Genomic DNA, 18,007 nt, shown 5'->3' on the forward strand with positions numbered 1-18,007 from the left:
TCGTCTCCTTTCGGCTCTTGCGGTCGCGTGGTCCTGCGATGGTTAAATCAGGCGGTCTGCGCCAGGAACTCCAGTCCGAACTCGGCGGCATAGAGGGTCCCGATCGCGGTCTCGATATAGTCGTATCCGTAGGCGTCGCTGGCGCGGATGCCGGCGGCCTTCAGCTGGTCCTGCGGGCAATCGCCGATCTTGGCGCACAGCACGACATCAATGCCCTCCAGCGCCTCGATGACGCCGTCGAGCGTGGCGTCCTCGCCCCATCCGCTCAGGCAATACTGCTCGATCTTCCGATGGCCGACGAAGGTGATGCCTTTGGGCGAGGCCTCGTAGACCTGGAATTCCTTGGCGTGGCCGAAATGCTCGTTGATCCGGCCGCCGCCCTTAGTGGCAACGGCCACCAGCAGGGAGCCGGCGGCTTCGGTCTCCTTGACCGTCGAGACGGCCGCTTTCTTGGCGGCGATGTGATCGCCGCGTTCCAGCGCCACGATCTCGCGATAGGTCTCGCGCTTGGCCGGGTCGTAGCTGACCTCTTCCGGCAGCTGGTCGAGGGTGAATTCCTGGCCGCGGTCCTCGCCAAGCAGGCCGACCGCATCGGCCCGGCACTGGCGACAGTGGCGCATCAGCTTGGCCCCGCCTTCCAGCTTGTCCTGCAAGGCCTTCAGCTCCATGGCCTTCGGGCCGCGCTGGCCGGTCAGGCCGAAATGGGTGCCATGGGCCGGATCGGAGATCAGCGGCATGACATTGTGCAGGAAGGCGCCGCGCGCCTCCACCCATTTGTTGACCTCGATGAGATGCTCGTCATTGATGCCGGGGATCATCACCGAATTGATCTTGGTCAGAATGCCGCGCGCCGTCAGCATTTCGAGCCCCAGCATCTGGCGCTCATGCAGGATCTGCGAGGCTTCCAGGCCGGTGTAGCGCCTGTTCTTGTAGAAGATCCACGGGTAAATCTTCGTGCCGATCTCGGGATCGACCATGTTGATGGTGATCGTCACATGGTCGACATTCATCTCGGCCAGCTCATCGACATGATCGGGCAGCGCCAGGCCGTTGGTCGAGATGCACAGCTTGATGTCGGGGATTTCCCGCGACACGTCGGCGAATGTCGCCTTGCTCTTCTTCCAGTCGTAGCAGGCGTCGCCCGGCCCGGCGATGCCGAGAACAGAGAGCTGCGGCACCTCGTTGGCAACGGCGATCACCTTGCGGCGGGCCTGATCGGGGGTGAGCTTTTCCGACACCACGCCGGGCCGGCTCTCGTTGGCACAATCGTATTTGCGGTTGCAGTAATTACACTGAATGTTGCAAGCCGGCGCCACCGCCACATGCATGCGGGCGAAATAGTGATGCGCCTCCTCCGAATAACAGGGGTGGTCCTTGATTTTGTCCCAGACCGCGGGGTCCATATCATCGGGCTTGGCAGACGAGCCGCAGGACGATGACGAACAGCCGCCTGAATTGGCCTTGGCCAGCATGGTGTCGACGGAGAAATTGGCGGAGACGAGGCTTTCCAGGGATATCATCGGTGCAGACATCTGATGCTCCGTTGCGGTCGGTTAATCGATAACCACACCGAAGCAAAGCCCGTGCCAGCTAATTTATGTCATCATTTTCAATAGATTATGCGATTTCGACAAGACCTATTCTGTCGTGTCGGATACACGATTGTCGGGGTTGCGACAAAAGGTCAGGGCCCGAACAAATGGTCCGGCACAAAAAAGACGCCGCACAGCGGCGGCGTCTAATACCAAATCTCGATGATAGGATCCTATCATCGAGATTTGGTACAAGTGATCTGCTTTTGATGAGGCCGAACCGCCCGCCTTCAGCGGACCGAGGAGCGGCGCAGCTTCTGGCGCGGCAGGTTCAGCGACCTGCGGCCATCGTTGACGGCTGTCGGTCGGCTCGGCGCCACCGTCACCACTGGTGCCGGATCGGCTGCCTTGCGCAGGCCCAACCGGAACAGCACGATATAGGTGAGAAATACCGGGATGCCGATCAGGTATCGCCGCCACAGGCGGTCCGGCTCGCGGGTCAGGCGATAAAGCCATTCGCAGCGGAAGCGGCGAACCCAGTTAGGCGCCCGCGGCACCGTGCCGGAGATGAAATCGAACAGCGCACCGACACCGATCACCAGACGTGCATGCTCGGGACGGATCGTGTGGGCCATCCACTTTTCCTGCAAGGGGGTGCCCATGCCAACCAGAAGAATGTCGAGATCGGCCTTTTCGATGCGGTCGAGAACGTCGGCCGTTTCGCCTTCGCTGAAGAACCCGTCGGAAATCTCGATGAAATCGTGCCAGGGCGCATGCTTGCGAAATTGCTCCGTGGCGGCGGCCAGCACGGCCTTGCGGCCGCCAATCAGGCCGACGCGCTTGCGGCTCTCCATGTAGGTCAGCAACGCCGGGACGAAATCGGTGCCATTGAGATTGGCGGTAAAGGTGCGGCCATGCAGGACGCCGGATGCCAGATCGATGCCGAAGCCGTCCGGCAGCACCACCTGCCTGTCGAGCACCTCGCGGTATTCGGCATCGGCCAGCATGATATTGGCATTGTTGGCATTCAGAAAGGCGATCTGCGTCTGTCCGTCCGGCAATGAGGCCAGTTCATTGACGAACGACAGGGCGCCGTCCCACGGGAGATCGAAGACCGGCAATCCGAGGATCGCCCGCCGCGGGGCAATCAGTGTAAAAGCAGGAACAATGTTCATCGGGCAGACCCTTCATCATGTCGGGACTCGCCGTTTTTTGAAATCGCAGACGCAGCGACCGGACCTGCCAGACCCACGCCAAGGGGCCGCGAGCATGATGCGCCGCCGGTCAATGCCGCAAGGATCTGGAACTGAAATTGGGATTGCATAGGACCACGCAGAACAAGAAACGACTATGCATGGGTATAGCAGGCAAGGTTGAAACCCGACTTAAGGTAAACCTTAGGATTAACCCCTGCAGATAAACGAAATGGTAACCATGTTTCCGACCGCCGCGGCTCTCGAATCTCAAAGCTCGACAGTATAGAAAAAGGCCCGAGCATCACTGCTTGAGCCTTCTTCAAATACGGTTATGAAAGCTGCCCGATTTTCCTGCCTAGTGGCCGGTTTTCGCCGGTTCTGCAGGGGCTTGACCCTCGACGATCTTGACCGGTTGGCCGGGAGGCTTAGTCGTCCCCTCGTCATTGGCGCGCACATCGTCCTTGGAGAGATAATCGAGCTGCTCGATCAGCACCTCGTTGACCATGCCCTCGCCGAGTTTGACGTTCATGTCGGTCTTGATGGTGTCCCGAAACGTGGCGACGTCGAATGCTGCGATATTGGCAATATCCACCATCTTGTTGCCGACCAGGAGGGTGAAAAGCTCATCCGTCATCAGTTCCGTCATCGGCAGGTGAAGGCCCTTGGCCTTTTCCTTGTCGACCATGAAGGAGATCTTGCTGAGGAAATAGCCCTTGACCTTGCCGTCGGCGATCAACGGAATGGTGATCGATTCACCGGGCACCACTTCCAGCGCCGCCTGGCGGGCCGCTTCCTCGTCGACGACAGCCGGAGCCGTTGCCATTTGCACGGAGAAATAGACCGCACCCAGGGTAACGACACAGACCCATATACCGGCAAACAGCAGCTTGACCATCACGTCTCACAGAAGAGGAATTGTTCCTGGGAATAGGTACCGTCGGCATCGGCATCCTGAACGGCATTCTTGAGAAGATCCGCCACGGCACGCACCGCGTTCATATGCGCTTCGACCCGCCGAGCATTGATCGCCAGCTTCTTCTTCAAGGCATGCATCTGTTCGACATAGCCGGCGGCAAGATCGCTTGGCGCAGTATCGCGGAACAGCATGGTCAATTCGTAGAGGCAACGGCTTTTATGCGCATTTGACACCTTGAGGTCGAATTCAGGGTCCTTGCCGAGACGCTGGTTCTCGTTGTCGACGATCATCTCGAGCCGTCCCAGGACCGATTTGATGCGATACTCGCTAGAGACATATTCCATATTTCTGCCCCACATTAAAATTCTAGGCTTGCGCCTGTTCAGTAGATGAGACGCCCAAGGTCCGGCGCTCAAGGTCGGTCAACATGTTCAGGGCAACGCTGCGGTCGTCCTCGTCGGTCACGACATTAACGACATCCTTGCCGCGGCGGGCCTTGACCTCGTCGGAGAACATCTGTTCGGCGATGCCGACGCCGCCGCGCTCGGACAGGACCTCGCCGATCTGCTCGGCCATCATGCTCTTCCACATCTCACCGGCATTGCCCTTGCCGAATACGGCCTCGCTGTCGGAGGGCAGCATCGACTTGACGAAATTCTGCAGGACCACAGCCTCGAACTGCCGGTAGGTTTCCGGGACTTCGCTCGATTTGGCGTTGACATTGCCAAGCCCTGCCCGGTTGGCAGCGCCGTTCAGGACACCCACAGCCGCTTCGAAGCCGGCCCCTTTTTCTGCAAGGCTTGCCGCCTCGTAAGAGGCGCGGCTGGTTTTCAGCTTTTCCTGCGCTGCCTGGACTTCCGTCGGATCGGCCGCTCGAACAACATCCAGCACAAGGTCACTCGGGGGAGAAATCGCCACGTTATAGTCCTCACTTCCTAATTACCGGCGGACTATGTCTTGTGAACCTTGCTGGAGGCTGGCGTGGCAAATTGCATGTCGACAAGGTCGTAAATGGCGTTGTCGTCGACTTCCCGGTCTTCGAGAACGCGTGCGTCCTTCATGTTTCCTTCGAGGCGATCACCCTTGGTGCGCTCGCGCAGAACCTTCATTTCCTGCAATTTCTGGACGCCGGCGAGCTGCTTCTCGGCGGCGGTCAGCCTGCCGAAACGATCGGCATAGCTCTGGGCAAACAAGCGGTGCACGGGATCGAGCGAGCCGATCGCTTCGATCACGCGCTCCAGTTCGATGGCCACTTCCACACGCTGCTTGGCGGTGGCCGCCAGATCGCTCTCGGCCATCTTTTCCAGATGACGCTGCACGGCAACCAGGCGCTTCAGCTTATCCGATTTCTTGATCGGCCCCATGGTCAGTGCCCTCCCCTAATTGCCCAGGAAAATCGGGGTGAAGTTTTCGGCGAACTGGCGAACCAGGGCGGCAATGGACAGGTAGACCAGGAACAGACCGCCGACCAGCAGATAGGGCGTCGAGATGAAGTAGATCGGGATCTGTGGCGCCAGCTTGTTGATCAGGCCGATCGAAAAGTTGAACATGATACTGAAGATGATGAAGGGACTGGCCAGACGCAGCATCACCATGAAGGTCGCCTGCAGCGTATCCGTCATGGTGATCAGCATCTTCTGGGTATCCGGGACGCCACCGAGCGGCATGATATCGTAGGAATCGATCAGCGCCCTGAAGACGATATGGTGAAAATCCATCATGAACAGCAGCAGCAATCCGCCGAAGCTGATCAGGTTGGTCAGCTGGTTTTCAGAGGAATCCTCGAGCGCGTCGGCCGTGCCGGGCGCGTTGAAGCCGATCGACATGGTCAGGACCGCTCCGGCAAACTGCAGTCCCAGCGTGTAGATGCGAGCAATCATGCCATACATGGTGCCGATCAGGGTTTCCGTGACGATCAGGCCAATATAGGTCGCGGCACCGCCGGCAACGCGGGGATAGATCATGTCCCAGAGAACAGGCAGGATCGCCATGGACATTGCCAGGGCTATATACAGGCGCAGTTGGGCTGGAACACGCGAGGTGGCGAATCCCGGCAGGACCATCATGCATCCGCCAATGCGGCAGAAGGCCACAAACAAGGCCATGACAGTCCCTTCGGGATCGTCAATCATGAAATGGAACCCAGGATCTTTATCTCGATGCCCTTGGCCAATTCCACATGGGACAGAACAGGCAAAGTGGCAAACAGCCGTTCGATGATCATGCGCACATAGGAGCGCGTTTCGGGCGACGTGACAAGCACAAAGGGCAGACCACGATCCATGAATTCGCGGATGACCTTGCTGGCCTGCTCGCTGAATTCCTCGAGGCTGCGCGGATCGATATCGAATTCGACGATCTCGCCCTTGGCATCACGCTTCAGGGCCTGATGGAAGACCAGATCCCATTTGCTGCCGAGCCGCAGGACCCTCAGCACACCGTTGTCGGTCAAGTCGCCGCAGAGCTGCTGGGCCATGCGCACCCGCACGTGCTCGACGATCTGCTCGGTCTTGCGGACATGGGGCGCCAGCTCCGCCACCGCCTCGAGAATGAGGTGCAGGTTGCGGATGGAGACGCGTTCTGCCAGCAGCAGTTTCAGCACGGCCTGCAGGCCTGAATAGGACATGTGCGAAGAGCAAATCTCGTCGGCGAGCTTCTTGTATTCCGGATCGAGCCTGTCGATGAGAATCTTGACATCCTTGTAGGACAGCAATTGCGGCAGGTTGTTGCGGATGACTTCGCTGACATGGGTGAGCACCACCGAGACGTTGTCGATCGGGTGGAAGCCTTCGCGCTTCAGGTCCTCGGTGAAAGTCTCCATGATCGACACCGCCGGCATGCCGAAGGCCGGCTCGCGGATGTCGTCGCCCGGTACGCTCGGCTTGCGGCCGGAGCCTGTGACGACAAGCACTTCGCCGACGCGCAGCTGATTCGAGGCAACCGTCGTGCCGTGTATGCGGATGTGATAGGACTTTTCCTGAATGCCGATATCGTCGGTGACCTTGATTTCCGGCACGACGAACCCGTACTGGCTGGCGAATTTCTTGCGCATCTTGCCGACGCGGAAGGCCAGTTCCTGATGGGCGCCGAGAAGCCGGGTGGACACCAGCTTGCCGAGGGCAAGCTCGATCTCCGCGGTCTTCAGGACATTCTTGACGGAGTCCTTTTCGGCCTCCTTGGTCTGAACGACCTTCTTTTCCTCCTGGTCGCGCTTGACCTTGTTCTCGGCTTCGATCTGGCGCGGAATGAACCAGCCTCCGAAGGCCATGATGCCGCCAAGCGTGATGAAGGGAAAGAACGGCAGGCCAGGAATGAAGGCCAGCAGAACCATCAGGCCGGCCGCGACGGACAGCGCGCGGGGATAGCCGCTCAACTGATTGATAACCGCCTCGTCGGTCGAGCCCGGTGTGCCGCCACGCGTAACAAGCAGGCCGGCCGCGAGCGACACGATCAGCGCCGGGATCTGCGTCACGATACCGTCGCCGACCGACAGCTTCACGAAGACGTCGGCGGCCTCGCCGATTTCCATGCCGTGGCGGAAATAGCCGATGATGATGCCGCCGAAGACGTTGATCGCCGTGATCAGCAGGCCGGCGACAGCGTCGCCGCGCACGAACTTGGAGGCACCGTCCATGGCGCCGAAGAAAGAGCTTTCCTGCTCGAGTTCCTGGCGCCGATGCTGGGCTTCCTTCTCGTCGATGATACCGGCCGACAGGTCGGCATCGATCGACATCTGCTTGCCGGGAATGGCATCGAGGGTGAAGCGCGCGCCGACTTCGGCGATACGCGTCGCACCCTTGGTGATGACGATGAAGTTCACCGTGACTAGGATCAGGAAGACGATCAGACCGATGACAAAGTCGCCGGACATTACCAGGCTCGAGAAGCCGGCGATGACGCCGCCGGCGGCCGTGTGGCCTTCATGACCGTGCGAAAGGATGACGCGCGTCGTGGCGATGTTGAGCGCCAGGCGGATCATCGTCGAGATCAGCAGGATGGTCGGAAAGGACGAGAAGTCCAGCGGTCGCCTGATCCACAGCGAGACCATCAGAATCAGCACCGAAAAGCCAATGGAAAACGCCAGGCCCATATCGATGAGGAACGGCGGAATCGGCAGGAAAAGGATACAAAGGATCGCGACAATGCCGGCCGCGAAGCCGATATCACGGCCGTTCGGGCTGACCTTCGGGATGGATAAAGCCGGTGTTTGCGCCATTTACAGTCCGTCTCTTCATGAGAAGGCGGTCGGAGGAAGGGGTTCCACGACCAGATTGCCCTAATGAGTAGACGGTGAAGCTTGCGCGAAGGTGGCCGGGTTCACTTCAAGCGAACGATTGGCGCCGATAAAACGGCGAGCAAAACCGGCGGTTCGACCGGTGCTACCTGATCCCTAGAAGCCGGATTCGACGCGGGAAAAGACCAGATTGGAGAAAAGTGAAATCTGCGCGCCCACGAAGGGCGCGCTGACACCGATGGTGATCATAATCGCCACGATCTTCGGAACGAAGGTCAGCGTCATTTCCTGAACCTGCGTCAGGGCCTGGATCAAGGCGATCGAGACCCCGACGATCATGGCGGCCAGAACAGCCGGCCCCGACGAAATCAACACCGTCCATACGGCAGCCTGCATGATATCGAGGGCGTCAGCTTCATTCATGAACAGCACTCCAAAGGCCAGAAGCCTTAAACGAATCGGTCAACTGTCCGTAGTTGTATCAGTTTCTGTGTCTGTGTCTGTGTCAGTGTCGGTGTCCGTGACTTCGTCCGAGAAGGACATGCCCACTTCGAGAAGCAGCTCGTCGCCATCTTCAGTGATCAGAACAACGCCGTCCGAATAGACTTCGACTTCCTTGATCATGCCCGAGGTCTCACCGTCTGCCGTTGTGACCGCCTTGCCAATCAGATCGCCAGCCCGGGTCAGCGCCTCGGCCTGCAGCATGCTCTTCAGATGGGTGTTCGTCTGGATGGTCTGCTCGACTTGCGAGAATGTCGCAAGCTGGGCGACCTGTTCGGAGGCGTCCATCGGATCCGTTGGATCCTGGTTCGACATCTGCGCGATCAGCAGTTGCAGGAAACTGTCATAATTGAGGGTGGCATCGTCCGAATCCTCCGTGGAAGATCCGGCATTTACCCACGGATTGGAAACGGAGCTGGTCGCGCTCGTGCTGACTGCATCTACCGCCATGGTGCGATCTCCTTGCGAATCTGTTCGATGGTGGCCGGGGCCATTTCCTGATTGTTCAGAATGCGGTCCTCGATCGGATAGAGCGAGCGGATCGCCTTCAAAGCGTCAAAGGCCCGGCCTGACGTGACCATGCCGTCGATGCGCTTGAGTTCGGCCAGAACCTCCTCGTCCTGGAAGCACGACACCAGCATGATGATCGACTTGCGGAACATGGCCATGGACTGGTCGCGGCCTTCCGGATTGATCAACATCATCTGGGCGATGAAGTAGAGCTGCCGAAGCGGCGTGTTGGCGTCTTCCGGCTGCAATACGTGGTTTTCCAGCAGGAAGGTCACGTCGTTCAGAAATTCCAATGCAACCTTGCGATCAACGCGCAACACCGCTCCATTGATAAAGATTCGTTCCCCAGATTTCAGCGATATGCGCAGAGTGCTCTTCATTTAAGTCCATCCCTGATGATGGTTGTAACGTCTATGATGCCCTGATAGTTGCTGGACTGTCGTTTTCGAATTCGCTCGCATTCCTTCAAGATCCATATGGCTATGGAGATCAGGTTTGCGCGCAATTCAGATCCCAGCTGATTCTCGGGCTGCTTAAGATCCTCGATGAAGCGGATCCATACTCGTCTGGTGTAGAACAGCGCTTCGATCGCCTCGCGCGAATAGCCGCCGTGGTCACGCGCCGCCGTCAGCAGATCGATCGACCGGCTCAGTGCTTGCCGTTCACGATCCTTGGCGTCGGCGACGCCATCCTCCATGATTTCGGCGTAGGAAAACTGATACATTTAGATTTCCTTCATTTCTTATTTCATCCTTTGCTCATCAAAGGAAATTGACAAGGCTCAACTGCTGTATTCGTGAAGTCAGCGTGTAAGATGTTTCGACAAGCGACAGGAGATTGTTGACCCGGGTCGAAGCCTCGTAGGCGTCGACACCGACGAGATCCGACAGGTTGTTCTCGATAATGTCCTTCTGGACCGCCAGGGACTCGTTGGCTCGCGTCACTCGATCCTGCGACAAACCCAGTTGGGTGCGCTCTTCGTTAATGCCGGTGACCGCGATGCCCGTATAGGCGATGGCCTTGTCACTGACGACCTTGCGAACATCACCCTGCAGATCGAGGCCGAGAAGCTCGATCGACACCACTGCTGCCATGGCGAAATTACGCATTCCGTCGGCATTGATGCTGGTCGAGGTTTCCACGACTTCCGTCTTGCTGATCCGACTGGTCATGCTTTCGTCGGTGGCGTTCGACCAGTTGGTCGTCCAATCCGCTCCGGAGAACATCGGTTCGACGACATTGGTCAGAAAGTCATCCATCTGGGCGGCGGTAATGCCTGCCGTACCCGGATCGGTCTGGGAGAAGCCGAAATAGGTGAGGAACTCAGCGTCGAAGGCTGCCTTGGCGGGAGAACCGGCGTCCAGGTAGTTGTCGAGCGGCTGTACATCCGTATTGATGCCGGAAAACAGATATTCGCCGTTGACCGAGGTATTGGCCATGCTCGTAAAGCTATCGAGCGCATCGCTGATGGAACGGGTTGCCACGGCAAGGCTGGTGGAATCCTGGCTGCCGCTCAGCGCGACCAGTGCATCCATCATGTTCTGTCCGGAGGCTGCCATCTGGTTCATGGCCTCCTCGGAGGCTTCAAGCCGCTGCTCGGCAATCGAATTGGTATCGATCAGTGACTGGAGCCGCAACACATCCCGATTGAGATCGAGGGCGACGGCAGTATCGGCGCCGAGTTCGGCCCCGACATCAGCATATTTGCCGGTCGTGACTTCCGTCTGCGCCTCGACCAGTTGGTTCTGCGATTGCTGGATCGTCAATCGCATCGCATTTTGAATGGCCAAATTCGATACGTTGGATGTCTTCATGACTTAACCCGCCATCTCTATGAGAGCGGACAGCATTTCATCTACTGCGCTCATCAATTTCGTCGATGCTTTGTAGGACTGCTCGATGTCGAGGAGCAGCGACAATTCTTCGTCGAGGCTGACCCCCGTTTCGTTCTGATAGGCTTGCGTCGCCCTCTGCAGCATCGCGGCCTTGTTTTCCGAAGCTGTCGTCGCATTCGAGCGAAGCTCTTCGAGCCAGCCGATCGAATCGGTCGCGTAGGACATCAGGCTTGCCTGATCATCGAGTTGAGCCGCCGTATCGAATGCCATGTCGGCATCCATGCCGGTAACATAGCCATCGAGAAGTTCCGAATAGCCGCTGCCGCCTGTGGTATTCCAGACGTAGGAGGCACCGTTTATGCCACCATCGCGCAACAGCATCGGATCGCCGCCCGCCGAACTCAGGAGCGCCGTATTGACCGTGATCGTCGCGGCAATGCCTGGCTCGACCGTCCCGGCTGTCGGTGTGTAGGCCGGCGGGGTGGCAGGCTCCCAGGTAAACAGGCCCGGCATTTCCGATCCCGGTGTCAGCGGATCCACTTCGGAAAAAACCGTGACCAGGCCGCGGGCCACTTCATCGAGCTGGTTCTGGAAGACCGGGGCGATCTCGTCGCGCAACTGCAGCGATGCCGCTAGAGAGCCCTGGGCCGTCGTATTGCCGCCCGCGCCGCTATCGAGCGCAACGCCATCGATATAGACAGGGTTGCCCTCGGTGGCCGAACCGTAGGCAATGATCCGCTCGAAGCTGACCGTGCGTGGCGACGTTTCAAACAGCGTCATCCCGTCGGCGGTGTAGAGGACCATGTCGTTGTTGGTGCGGGTCACGGCCGTGACGCCGATGATCTCCGAGATCTGCTTGGTCAGCGTCTCGCGCTGGTCAAGCGCATCATTCGGATCGCCGTTGACTGCCGTTGCTGATGTTACCGCATCATTGGCGATCTTGAACTGGGCCAGCAGGTCGTTCAGCGTTGCAACGGAGGTCTCGATTTCCCGATCGGCTTGCGCCCGCAGGCTCTGGACACCCTCGGACGCCGTGTTCAGCGATCTGGCGACATCCTGGGCGGTATTGACGGTCGTTTCGGCCAGGGAAAGTTCGCCGGGCTTGGCGGCAAAAGCCTGGAGGCTGTCGCGCAGCTCGGCGATGTAGGTCGAGGGTGCCAATTCATAGTCATTGCCACCCAACAGCGACTGGAGCTGTTCCAGACCGGCAAGCAGGGTCTCCTGACCGCTGCTGCCGGCTGTGCTGTCCAGCGTCTGGCGCAGCAGGGCGTCATTCTGGGCGCGCTCGGTCGTGACGACCTGCGCGCCGTACATGGTGGTAGCGACAACAGCGGAACGCCGCACATAGTTTGCGTTACCGGCATTGGCAATGTTCTTGGATATCACCGAAGACTGTTCGCCGGTGTTCCTGAAAATGGCTTGAGCCGTATTAACTGCAGATGAGAGCGACATTTAGCTGCCTTTTACGCGCTTCTATTAACGCTTCAGATTGATCAGTACGTCCATCAAGTCCGAACCGGTCTGGAAGACCTTGGAATTGGCGGTGTAGCTGCGTTGTGCTTCGATCATTTCCGTCAGTTCGCTTGCCAGGTCGACGTTCGAGCTTTCCAGGGCACCAGAAACGATGGTTCCGAAGGTCCCGCTGTCGGCAAAGCCGGTGGTAATGACGCCGGAGTCGGAACCGGCGCTGTAGACGTTACCACTGACGACGGTGAGGTTGTCGGGGCTCTGCACAGTCGCCATGGCGACACGGTAGAGCGGCTCGCTGGTACCGTCGGCGTAAACCGCAGACACGGTACCGTCTTCGGAGATCTCGACGCTCTCGATGCTGCTCGGCGCGTTGCCGTCCACATCTGCCGTCGCAACCGTGAAGTCGTAGGAGAGCTGCGTCATCTCCGACAGATCGATGTCGAGCGTCAACGGCACTGTGCCGCTTGAGTCGGTGAACGAGATCGCGTCTGCGCTGGAGCTGTCCAGTGCCCCGGTCGTCGGATCGAAGGTAAGTGTCGTGCTGGCCAGGAGGCCGGTTGGGCTGTAGGGGAACGACGTGCCGGACGTGGCTTCGTCGTTACGGAACACCGAGACTTCCCACTCGTTGTCGTTGATCTTGGTGTAGTAGAAGTCATACAGCACTTCGTTGCCGAGGCTATCATAAGCAACCAGCGAGCTCTTGTGCGTGTATTCGCTTGTGGCGGAATTGAGGGCTGGCGTATCGCCGGTGACGATATCCGAACCGGAGTCGAGGTTGGCTCCGAACTCACCCGTCGTGGAAGCCGTCGCGGTCAATTGAGACTGACCAACATTGACGGCTTCGAGACCGTCAAACCCGTTGACGACTGCGGCCGGAGTACCCGAATCGTAGGAATAGCCGAGGAGCGTGTAGCCGGCTGAATTGACCAGGTAGCCGTCTTCGTCGACCTGGAAAGAACCGGCGCGCGTCAGATAAGTCGAATCGGTGGCATCAGAGACCACGAAGAAGCCTTCGCCCTGGATAGCGAGGTCCGTTGTCGACGTGGTGTAGGTAAGCGCACCCTGCTCGGATATCGAATAGCGGATGTTGGTATCGACGCCGCCGGAATTGTAGGAGCCACCCGTGGAAGGCAAAACCATCGATGAAAATGAAGTGTAGGCCTTCTTGTAGCCGGTTGTACTGGAATTGGCGATATTGTCACCGACAGTGCCTAGGCGGTTTGCCTGTGCATTCATTCCCGACACCGCGGTTTTCATAGTACCGAAAAGGCTCATAATAAGTCCCCGTTTCTATCGTCATTGCAGAGAGTAAAAGGCGGGCCTTGCGTGAAGCTGTCTGGCGAGGTGCCGTTTGACAACTTTGATTGGCGCAAGGACCCGCCGGTTCGGTCCTCAGACCGTAAAATCACTTCCAATCAATGCAGTAACCAAGAAACCGCTTCGAATCGACCGGGTCGAAACCAAGCTTTTTCCGCAGCTTCTTGCGCAGTTTGCTGATGTGACTTTCGACGACGTTCTCTTCGACTTCCTCGTCGAAAATGCCGTAGATGGCACTGAAGATCTGGGTCTTCGACACGCGACGTCCGCGGTTTGCGACTAGATATTCAAGAATACGGCGCTCGCGCCGGGGCAAGGGGAATATCTCTCCGGAGATTTCCGGGTCCCGTCCATCCGAGAACACCCGGATTGCACCGATTTCAGTATAGTTGGCTATTGCTTTCAGGCGTCGGCGAATTGCCGCCGCCCGTGCCAGGATTTCGCGTGGATGCACTGGTTTGCGAACGACGTCATCGACGCCGCTATCAAAAAGTGCCAGCGTGGCTTCCAGCGACGGGTGGTCGCTGACTGCTATCACCGGTGCCGTGGTTCTGTCACGAATTGCCCGCGGCAACTCGAACGTCCGATCGCCTTGGCCGATCAAAAACGCTTCGACCGCAGCGATATCCGAATCGGCTGCAGTCGAGACCCACTCTCCAAATTCCCCCGGATCAAATCCGGTCGAGGGAATACCCTCACGTCCAAATAGTGATGTGTACCCATCTTTAACGAGCTCGCGCTCATCAACCACTACGATCATTCGTCCGCCTCCGAATCAGTGTGGTGTTTCAACACCCTATCGGTACGAATCGCGGGAATCAGCGACAACTGGATAAAGTTAATGATAGGTATTAACAGTTGATTAAGATTTTAGTGGTGATTTGATCTACATATAGTAGCTAAGGGCAAAATCAGCCACAATTCTTTAGTGGAAAAGTTAACGCATGGTTAACGTTCCGCTTGCACGACTTTTTTCCTCCGCATTGTGGTCACATTTTGGCGACCGCGTCCGGCGGTTGATGCAAGCAATCATAGATTGTTATTCACTGCAAAATTGTCGCGCGTTGGAGGTCCACTTTCCGTACCCCGTTGCCACCAGATTGGCGATCACGCGACACACATAGCGCTTCTGCGCGGGGTCGTTATTGGGTCCCGCATGGTATCTGGCTACCGCCATCGTCCATGTTTCATGGCGGCCATGAAGGTTGCTGAGGAACTTTGCCGCATACTCTACGTTGCGACGAGGGTCCAGCATCTCCTGAACGGAGGCAAAATTCTCGCCGTGAAAATGATGATTGATCTGCATGCACCCGACGTCGATGAGCTTGGCACCTTGCTGCCGGGCCGCTGCAAACGCTTCCAGGACCTCCGATTTCGACCCGAGGAACACGGCCTTGCCTTCGATATTCATGGCGTAAGGCTGCAGGGATCCCTTGCGTCCGGTTTCCGTCAGACCGACCGAATAGAGAATGCCTTCCGGCACCCCATACTTGGCCGCTGCGTGCTGTATCTCGCGCTCGCATATGCCGACGGTTGCTTGGGCTTCAGAGGTACAGCTGGCCAGAACGAGTGCCGCCAGTGCCGTCCGCAGAGGATTGAGCCGCGGTCGCTTCATCGGAAGACACTCCCAGTGACTTATCATTGCCGAGCGAGGACGAGAAGGTATCCTGCGACCGGTTGTTCGTTGCTCCGCCCTGCGCGCCGTTCTGGGCGGACTGCTGGCCGGAGAACTGGTTCTGCCCGCCGGACTGGCTGGGGTCGCTACCTGTCTTGTCGCTGCTGACAATGGTGATCTGAACCTGATCGACACTAAAGCCCTGGGCCCGCAGCGTCTTGACAATCTCGTTTTGATCTTCGCTCAGCTTGCGATAGGCCGCGCTGCTCTCAACGACCAGGCTGACGGTCAATTCGTCGCCCGTCAGGCGCAACGTCGCCGTGACATTGCCGAGGTCGATCGGGCTCATCTGGATCTTCAAGGTGTTGAGCACCCGGCCACCGCCAGCCGTTGCATCGGTCGCCTCCGTGCCTGCCCGCATGGCGCTCGCCCACTCGGCGTCACCCATCATGCTTGCGGCAATATTGGCAGCGTTGGAGGTCTCGGCGGGTGCCAGATAGCGTCTGCTGTCGAGAACCGTCACTGTCTGAAGGGTGTCGGAGGCCGCAGCCTTGGTCTCGACGCCGGCGGCGTCATCCTGACGTACGCTGACTGCTGCCGATTCGTATTTTCCATCGGCCCGAACAGCGCGGAACGCCTGGTCGGTAGAGCTTGTCTCCTGGGCGATGGTATTGCCCGAAACCTGGGTCGTTGCGGTGTTCGTCTTGGCCGTTGTTTTGCCATCGGCGGTCACGGCGGCCGACAGGCTGGTGGTCTCTACGGCGTCGGATTGGTCGGTCGCATCCTCGGACGACTGGGGCGCCACGACAATCCGATCGGCCACCGCTTCGACCAGAGTCGCGTGCGCATCTTCGACCAGGATTGCGTCCGCATCTTCGACCACGGCGGCGGTGTTGCCGCCAAGCAGCGACAGAACGGCTTCGAGATCTTCGTCGCCGGCTGCGGCGGCCGTGCTGCCGTCATCGACCTCTTCAGCCTCCTCAACCTCTTCAGCCTCTTCAGCGTCTGCGGACAGCTTTTCCGGTGCGCCTGCCGATGCCAGCCCGACCTTGGCCGCCTGCTGCAAGACAGCGGCCTCGTCGACCGTCAAGGTCACCGCGCTGTCCGACAAGGCGCCAAGAGCCGCCTTTGCGGTCTGCTGAGCCTTGTCCATCTGTGCCGTCGTCGCGGGATCCGTTGTGGCGGTATCACCATCAGGCGTCACGACTTCTGCGTTGCCATCGGCAACCTGGTTCAGTGTGACCTCCGAGACGGACTGATCCGTGGCCTTGCGCAAGCTGGCCACAGAAATGTCGATGATCGGCTTGGCCTTGCTACCCGTCTTCATCGTGGCGACCACGTCTTCGGAAAGTTCGGTGCCGGCGCCGTCCTCGGCGAGCAGCTCCGATGGGTCCTGCTCGTCCGTGTCGATGGCCGTATCCTGATCGTCGCCGGATGTCGTTTTTTGCGAGGAGGCCTTGGACAATTCATCGAAGAAACCGCCCTTGGACGATGACGTCGCGCCCGCGCCTGATCCACGCGCAGAGCCCGAATAGGCCTTGGTATCAGCGGCGGCAACTTTTCCCGAAAGACCGGCATCCATCATTTTGTGGCACTTTCTTCATTCAGCAGCTTATCGATTTCTTCGAGTTTGGAACGGCCCGTATCGACGAAAGACTGGAAGGCCGGATCGCTATCCGTCGCTCCCTCTTTCGTTCCGGCAGGCGTTGCCGCGACGGGAACAGCCGCCGCACGCTCATCCGCTGTCATCGCGGTCGGGTCATCCGAAGCAGTTTCGGATATGACGACATCAGGAGTCGTTGAGTCGGCTTGCGTCGGGCTTTCCATGACCGGCAGGCGCAAAACTTCCTCGGCCACCGCCTGGGCGGCGGTGCGCAGAGCCCGGTCCGACGGAGACAGCTTTTCGTCGGGAATGTCTATGATGGCCTGCATGGCCGCCTCGACACTGCCGGACGAAACATCCGCAACGCCGCCGTAGAGATCGGCCAGAGCGTCCATGCCATCATCAACCTGGCCGGCCAGCCCCTTTGCGCGGGCCGCGGACAGGCGGGCCAGCTCGGTATGGCCGTTGATGGCGGCCTGCCGGGCAATGCGCAGATATACCTCGCGTTGGCGCGGCTCATCCATGAAGGAGAGCGTCGTCAGAATAAACTGTTCGTCCAGCTTGTCGAAATGATCGACCACCAGACGGACGAACAGGTCGGCGAACTGGCTGGCATAGGGGGAATGGAGAAAACGCCGGGCGTAGCGATTGGAATAGGAGGCACCTTTTTCGACCATACCCGTATCCAGGGCTATCGACAGGGAGCGGCGCAGGGCGGCCTCCTCGACAATGGTGCCCGGAGCGGTCAGGCGCGCCCAGTCATAGAATTTGAGGGCGGCGGTGGGGTCCCGGGTAATGGTCACGTTGCCAGCCACCAGTGCCAGATAGGGCCCGATTTTCTGGTCGCGATATTCCGGCACCATGTCGGCAAGGCTCTTGGCGATCAGCGTGCCTTTGCCGCTCAGATATTTCCGCAAGGCATCGGTGACGCGATTGTCGAAATTGCCATCGACATCGCGCGCCACCAGAAACTCCAGGGTAGCCGGATTGCCGCCGCTCATCGCGTAGATCAAGGCTGCATCGACATTGCGCGGCTCCTCGAAAATGGAGGCGTCGGCATCGCGCAATCGGCCGTCTATGGTCTCCAGCATGAAGCGCTGCATTTCGGCCGCCGAATGGTCGCCGAGCACGACGGAATCCTGCACGAACTGCAGCGACCGCAGCATGCGGAAGGGCTCGATGGAATCCAGTGTCTGCGCGCCAAGCGGTCCCGCGGCGGCAAGCCCGAAGGCTGCCAGCAACATGGTGCGGAACGGCATCATTGCAGCTGCCATGGCG

The 18,007-nt window shown here is 58.9% G+C and carries 19 protein-coding genes; all 19 read right to left on the bottom strand.

The features are described from left to right. Positions 1-47 precede the first annotated feature (47 nt). The 19 genes from nifB to motC all read right to left on the bottom strand — a co-directional run bounded on the left by nifB (position 48) and on the right by motC (position 18,003). Positions 48-1,532, bottom strand: coding sequence for a nitrogenase cofactor biosynthesis protein NifB (gene nifB / locus HFC70_RS00360; protein WP_168471213.1), 1,485 nt, complete (start codon positions 1,530-1,532; stop codon positions 48-50). 290 nt (positions 1,533-1,822) lie between these two features. After that, complete coding sequence (locus HFC70_RS00365) at positions 1,823-2,707, bottom strand: WecB/TagA/CpsF family glycosyltransferase (RefSeq protein WP_168471214.1); 885 nt, start codon at positions 2,705-2,707, stop codon at positions 1,823-1,825. A gap of 376 nt (positions 2,708-3,083) precedes the next feature. After that, positions 3,084-3,623 carry a hypothetical protein gene (locus tag HFC70_RS00370; RefSeq protein WP_168471215.1) on the bottom strand — a complete coding sequence of 180 codons (540 nt, stop codon included), beginning with the start codon at positions 3,621-3,623 and terminating at the stop codon, positions 3,084-3,086. Further along, complete coding sequence (locus HFC70_RS00375; RefSeq protein ID WP_168471216.1) at positions 3,623-3,988, bottom strand: hypothetical protein; 366 nt, start codon at positions 3,986-3,988, stop codon at positions 3,623-3,625. Before HFC70_RS00375 ends, HFC70_RS00370 begins: the two co-directional genes overlap by 1 nt. A 22-nt stretch (positions 3,989-4,010) precedes the next feature. Next, positions 4,011-4,562 carry a rod-binding protein gene (locus HFC70_RS00380; protein ID WP_168471217.1) on the bottom strand — a complete coding sequence of 184 codons (552 nt, stop codon included), beginning with the start codon at positions 4,560-4,562 and terminating at the stop codon, positions 4,011-4,013. A gap of 32 nt (positions 4,563-4,594) precedes the next feature. After that, positions 4,595-5,008 (bottom strand): hypothetical protein, encoded by a 414-nt coding sequence (locus tag HFC70_RS00385; protein ID WP_168471218.1) that lies wholly within the window; start codon positions 5,006-5,008, stop codon positions 4,595-4,597. Between the two features lie 15 nt (positions 5,009-5,023). Beyond that, entirely contained in the window at positions 5,024-5,776 is a 753-nt protein-coding gene (fliR, locus tag HFC70_RS00390) for a flagellar biosynthetic protein FliR (RefSeq protein ID WP_168471219.1), read from the bottom strand. Then, positions 5,773-7,860: a flagellar biosynthesis protein FlhA gene (flhA, locus tag HFC70_RS00395; RefSeq protein WP_168471220.1), complete on the bottom strand. Its 2,088-nt coding sequence runs from the start codon at positions 7,858-7,860 to the stop codon at positions 5,773-5,775. Before flhA ends, fliR begins: the two co-directional genes overlap by 4 nt. 174 nt (positions 7,861-8,034) lie before the next feature. Then, on the bottom strand, positions 8,035-8,301 hold the full coding sequence (fliQ, locus tag HFC70_RS00400; protein WP_168471221.1) for a flagellar biosynthesis protein FliQ: 267 nt from the start codon (positions 8,299-8,301) through the stop codon (positions 8,035-8,037). A gap of 39 nt (positions 8,302-8,340) precedes the next feature. Then, positions 8,341-8,829: a flagellar hook assembly protein FlgD gene (gene flgD, locus HFC70_RS00405; protein WP_168471222.1), complete on the bottom strand. Its 489-nt coding sequence runs from the start codon at positions 8,827-8,829 to the stop codon at positions 8,341-8,343. After that, a complete protein-coding gene (flbT, locus tag HFC70_RS00410) occupies positions 8,820-9,269 on the bottom strand; it encodes a flagellar biosynthesis repressor FlbT (protein WP_168471223.1) in 450 nt (149 codons plus the stop codon). The genes flgD and flbT overlap by 10 nt, the downstream gene beginning before the upstream one ends. Beyond that, positions 9,266-9,613: a flagellar biosynthesis regulator FlaF gene (gene flaF, locus HFC70_RS00415; protein ID WP_168471224.1), complete on the bottom strand. Its 348-nt coding sequence runs from the start codon at positions 9,611-9,613 to the stop codon at positions 9,266-9,268. The genes flbT and flaF overlap by 4 nt, the downstream gene beginning before the upstream one ends. A 37-nt stretch (positions 9,614-9,650) precedes the next feature. After that, positions 9,651-10,703: a flagellar hook-associated family protein gene (locus HFC70_RS00420; protein WP_168471225.1), complete on the bottom strand. Its 1,053-nt coding sequence runs from the start codon at positions 10,701-10,703 to the stop codon at positions 9,651-9,653. Positions 10,704-10,706: 3 nt separating this feature from the next. Then, positions 10,707-12,176, bottom strand: coding sequence for a flagellar hook-associated protein FlgK (gene flgK, locus HFC70_RS00425; protein ID WP_168471226.1), 1,470 nt, complete (start codon positions 12,174-12,176; stop codon positions 10,707-10,709). Positions 12,177-12,200: 24 nt separating this feature from the next. Beyond that, positions 12,201-13,469: a flagellar hook protein FlgE gene (locus HFC70_RS00430; protein WP_168471227.1), complete on the bottom strand. Its 1,269-nt coding sequence runs from the start codon at positions 13,467-13,469 to the stop codon at positions 12,201-12,203. Between the two features lie 130 nt (positions 13,470-13,599). Further along, positions 13,600-14,271 carry a response regulator transcription factor gene (locus tag HFC70_RS00435; protein ID WP_168471228.1) on the bottom strand — a complete coding sequence of 224 codons (672 nt, stop codon included), beginning with the start codon at positions 14,269-14,271 and terminating at the stop codon, positions 13,600-13,602. A gap of 279 nt (positions 14,272-14,550) precedes the next feature. Continuing rightward, complete coding sequence (locus tag HFC70_RS00440; protein WP_168471229.1) at positions 14,551-15,126, bottom strand: transglycosylase SLT domain-containing protein; 576 nt, start codon at positions 15,124-15,126, stop codon at positions 14,551-14,553. Then, positions 15,056-16,711: a flagellar hook-length control protein FliK gene (locus HFC70_RS00445; RefSeq protein ID WP_168471230.1), complete on the bottom strand. Its 1,656-nt coding sequence runs from the start codon at positions 16,709-16,711 to the stop codon at positions 15,056-15,058. The genes HFC70_RS00440 and HFC70_RS00445 overlap by 71 nt, the downstream gene beginning before the upstream one ends. Next, positions 16,708-18,003, bottom strand: a complete 1,296-nt coding sequence (gene motC, locus HFC70_RS00450) for a chemotaxis protein MotC (protein WP_246735605.1) — start codon at positions 18,001-18,003, stop codon at positions 16,708-16,710. Before motC ends, HFC70_RS00445 begins: the two co-directional genes overlap by 4 nt. Between the last annotated feature and the right edge of the window lie 4 nt (positions 18,004-18,007).

This window comes from Agrobacterium sp. a22-2 (genome assembly GCF_012276985.1).
GTDB lineage: Bacteria > Pseudomonadota > Alphaproteobacteria > Rhizobiales > Rhizobiaceae > Allorhizobium.

What these genes read in the sequence shown, in the direction of transcription:
- HFC70_RS00445 (WP_168471230.1), bottom strand. Translation starts at nt 16,711, where the DNA reads ATGATGGATGCCGGTCTTTCGGGAAAAGTTGCCGCCGCTGATACCAAG.
- fliQ (WP_168471221.1), bottom strand. Translation starts at nt 8,301, where the DNA reads ATGAATGAAGCTGACGCCCTCGATATCATGCAGGCTGCCGTATGGACG.
- HFC70_RS00365 (WP_168471214.1), bottom strand. Translation starts at nt 2,707, where the DNA reads ATGAACATTGTTCCTGCTTTTACACTGATTGCCCCGCGGCGGGCGATC.
- HFC70_RS00440 (WP_168471229.1), bottom strand. Translation starts at nt 15,126, where the DNA reads ATGAAGCGACCGCGGCTCAATCCTCTGCGGACGGCACTGGCGGCACTC.
- HFC70_RS00370 (WP_168471215.1), bottom strand. Translation starts at nt 3,623, where the DNA reads ATGGTCAAGCTGCTGTTTGCCGGTATATGGGTCTGTGTCGTTACCCTG.
- HFC70_RS00420 (WP_168471225.1), bottom strand. Translation starts at nt 10,703, where the DNA reads ATGAAGACATCCAACGTATCGAATTTGGCCATTCAAAATGCGATGCGA.
- HFC70_RS00375 (WP_168471216.1), bottom strand. Translation starts at nt 3,988, where the DNA reads ATGGAATATGTCTCTAGCGAGTATCGCATCAAATCGGTCCTGGGACGG.
- flgD (WP_168471222.1), bottom strand. Translation starts at nt 8,829, where the DNA reads ATGGCGGTAGATGCAGTCAGCACGAGCGCGACCAGCTCCGTTTCCAAT.
- flhA (WP_168471220.1), bottom strand. Translation starts at nt 7,860, where the DNA reads ATGGCGCAAACACCGGCTTTATCCATCCCGAAGGTCAGCCCGAACGGC.
- flbT (WP_168471223.1), bottom strand. Translation starts at nt 9,269, where the DNA reads ATGAAGAGCACTCTGCGCATATCGCTGAAATCTGGGGAACGAATCTTT.
- flaF (WP_168471224.1), bottom strand. Translation starts at nt 9,613, where the DNA reads ATGTATCAGTTTTCCTACGCCGAAATCATGGAGGATGGCGTCGCCGAC.
- HFC70_RS00435 (WP_168471228.1), bottom strand. Translation starts at nt 14,271, where the DNA reads ATGATCGTAGTGGTTGATGAGCGCGAGCTCGTTAAAGATGGGTACACA.
- fliR (WP_168471219.1), bottom strand. Translation starts at nt 5,776, where the DNA reads ATGATTGACGATCCCGAAGGGACTGTCATGGCCTTGTTTGTGGCCTTC.
- nifB (WP_168471213.1), bottom strand. Translation starts at nt 1,532, where the DNA reads ATGTCTGCACCGATGATATCCCTGGAAAGCCTCGTCTCCGCCAATTTC.
- HFC70_RS00385 (WP_168471218.1), bottom strand. Translation starts at nt 5,008, where the DNA reads ATGGGGCCGATCAAGAAATCGGATAAGCTGAAGCGCCTGGTTGCCGTG.
- HFC70_RS00430 (WP_168471227.1), bottom strand. Translation starts at nt 13,469, where the DNA reads ATGAGCCTTTTCGGTACTATGAAAACCGCGGTGTCGGGAATGAATGCA.
- flgK (WP_168471226.1), bottom strand. Translation starts at nt 12,176, where the DNA reads ATGTCGCTCTCATCTGCAGTTAATACGGCTCAAGCCATTTTCAGGAAC.
- motC (WP_246735605.1), bottom strand. Translation starts at nt 18,003, where the DNA reads ATGGCAGCTGCAATGATGCCGTTCCGCACCATGTTGCTGGCAGCCTTC.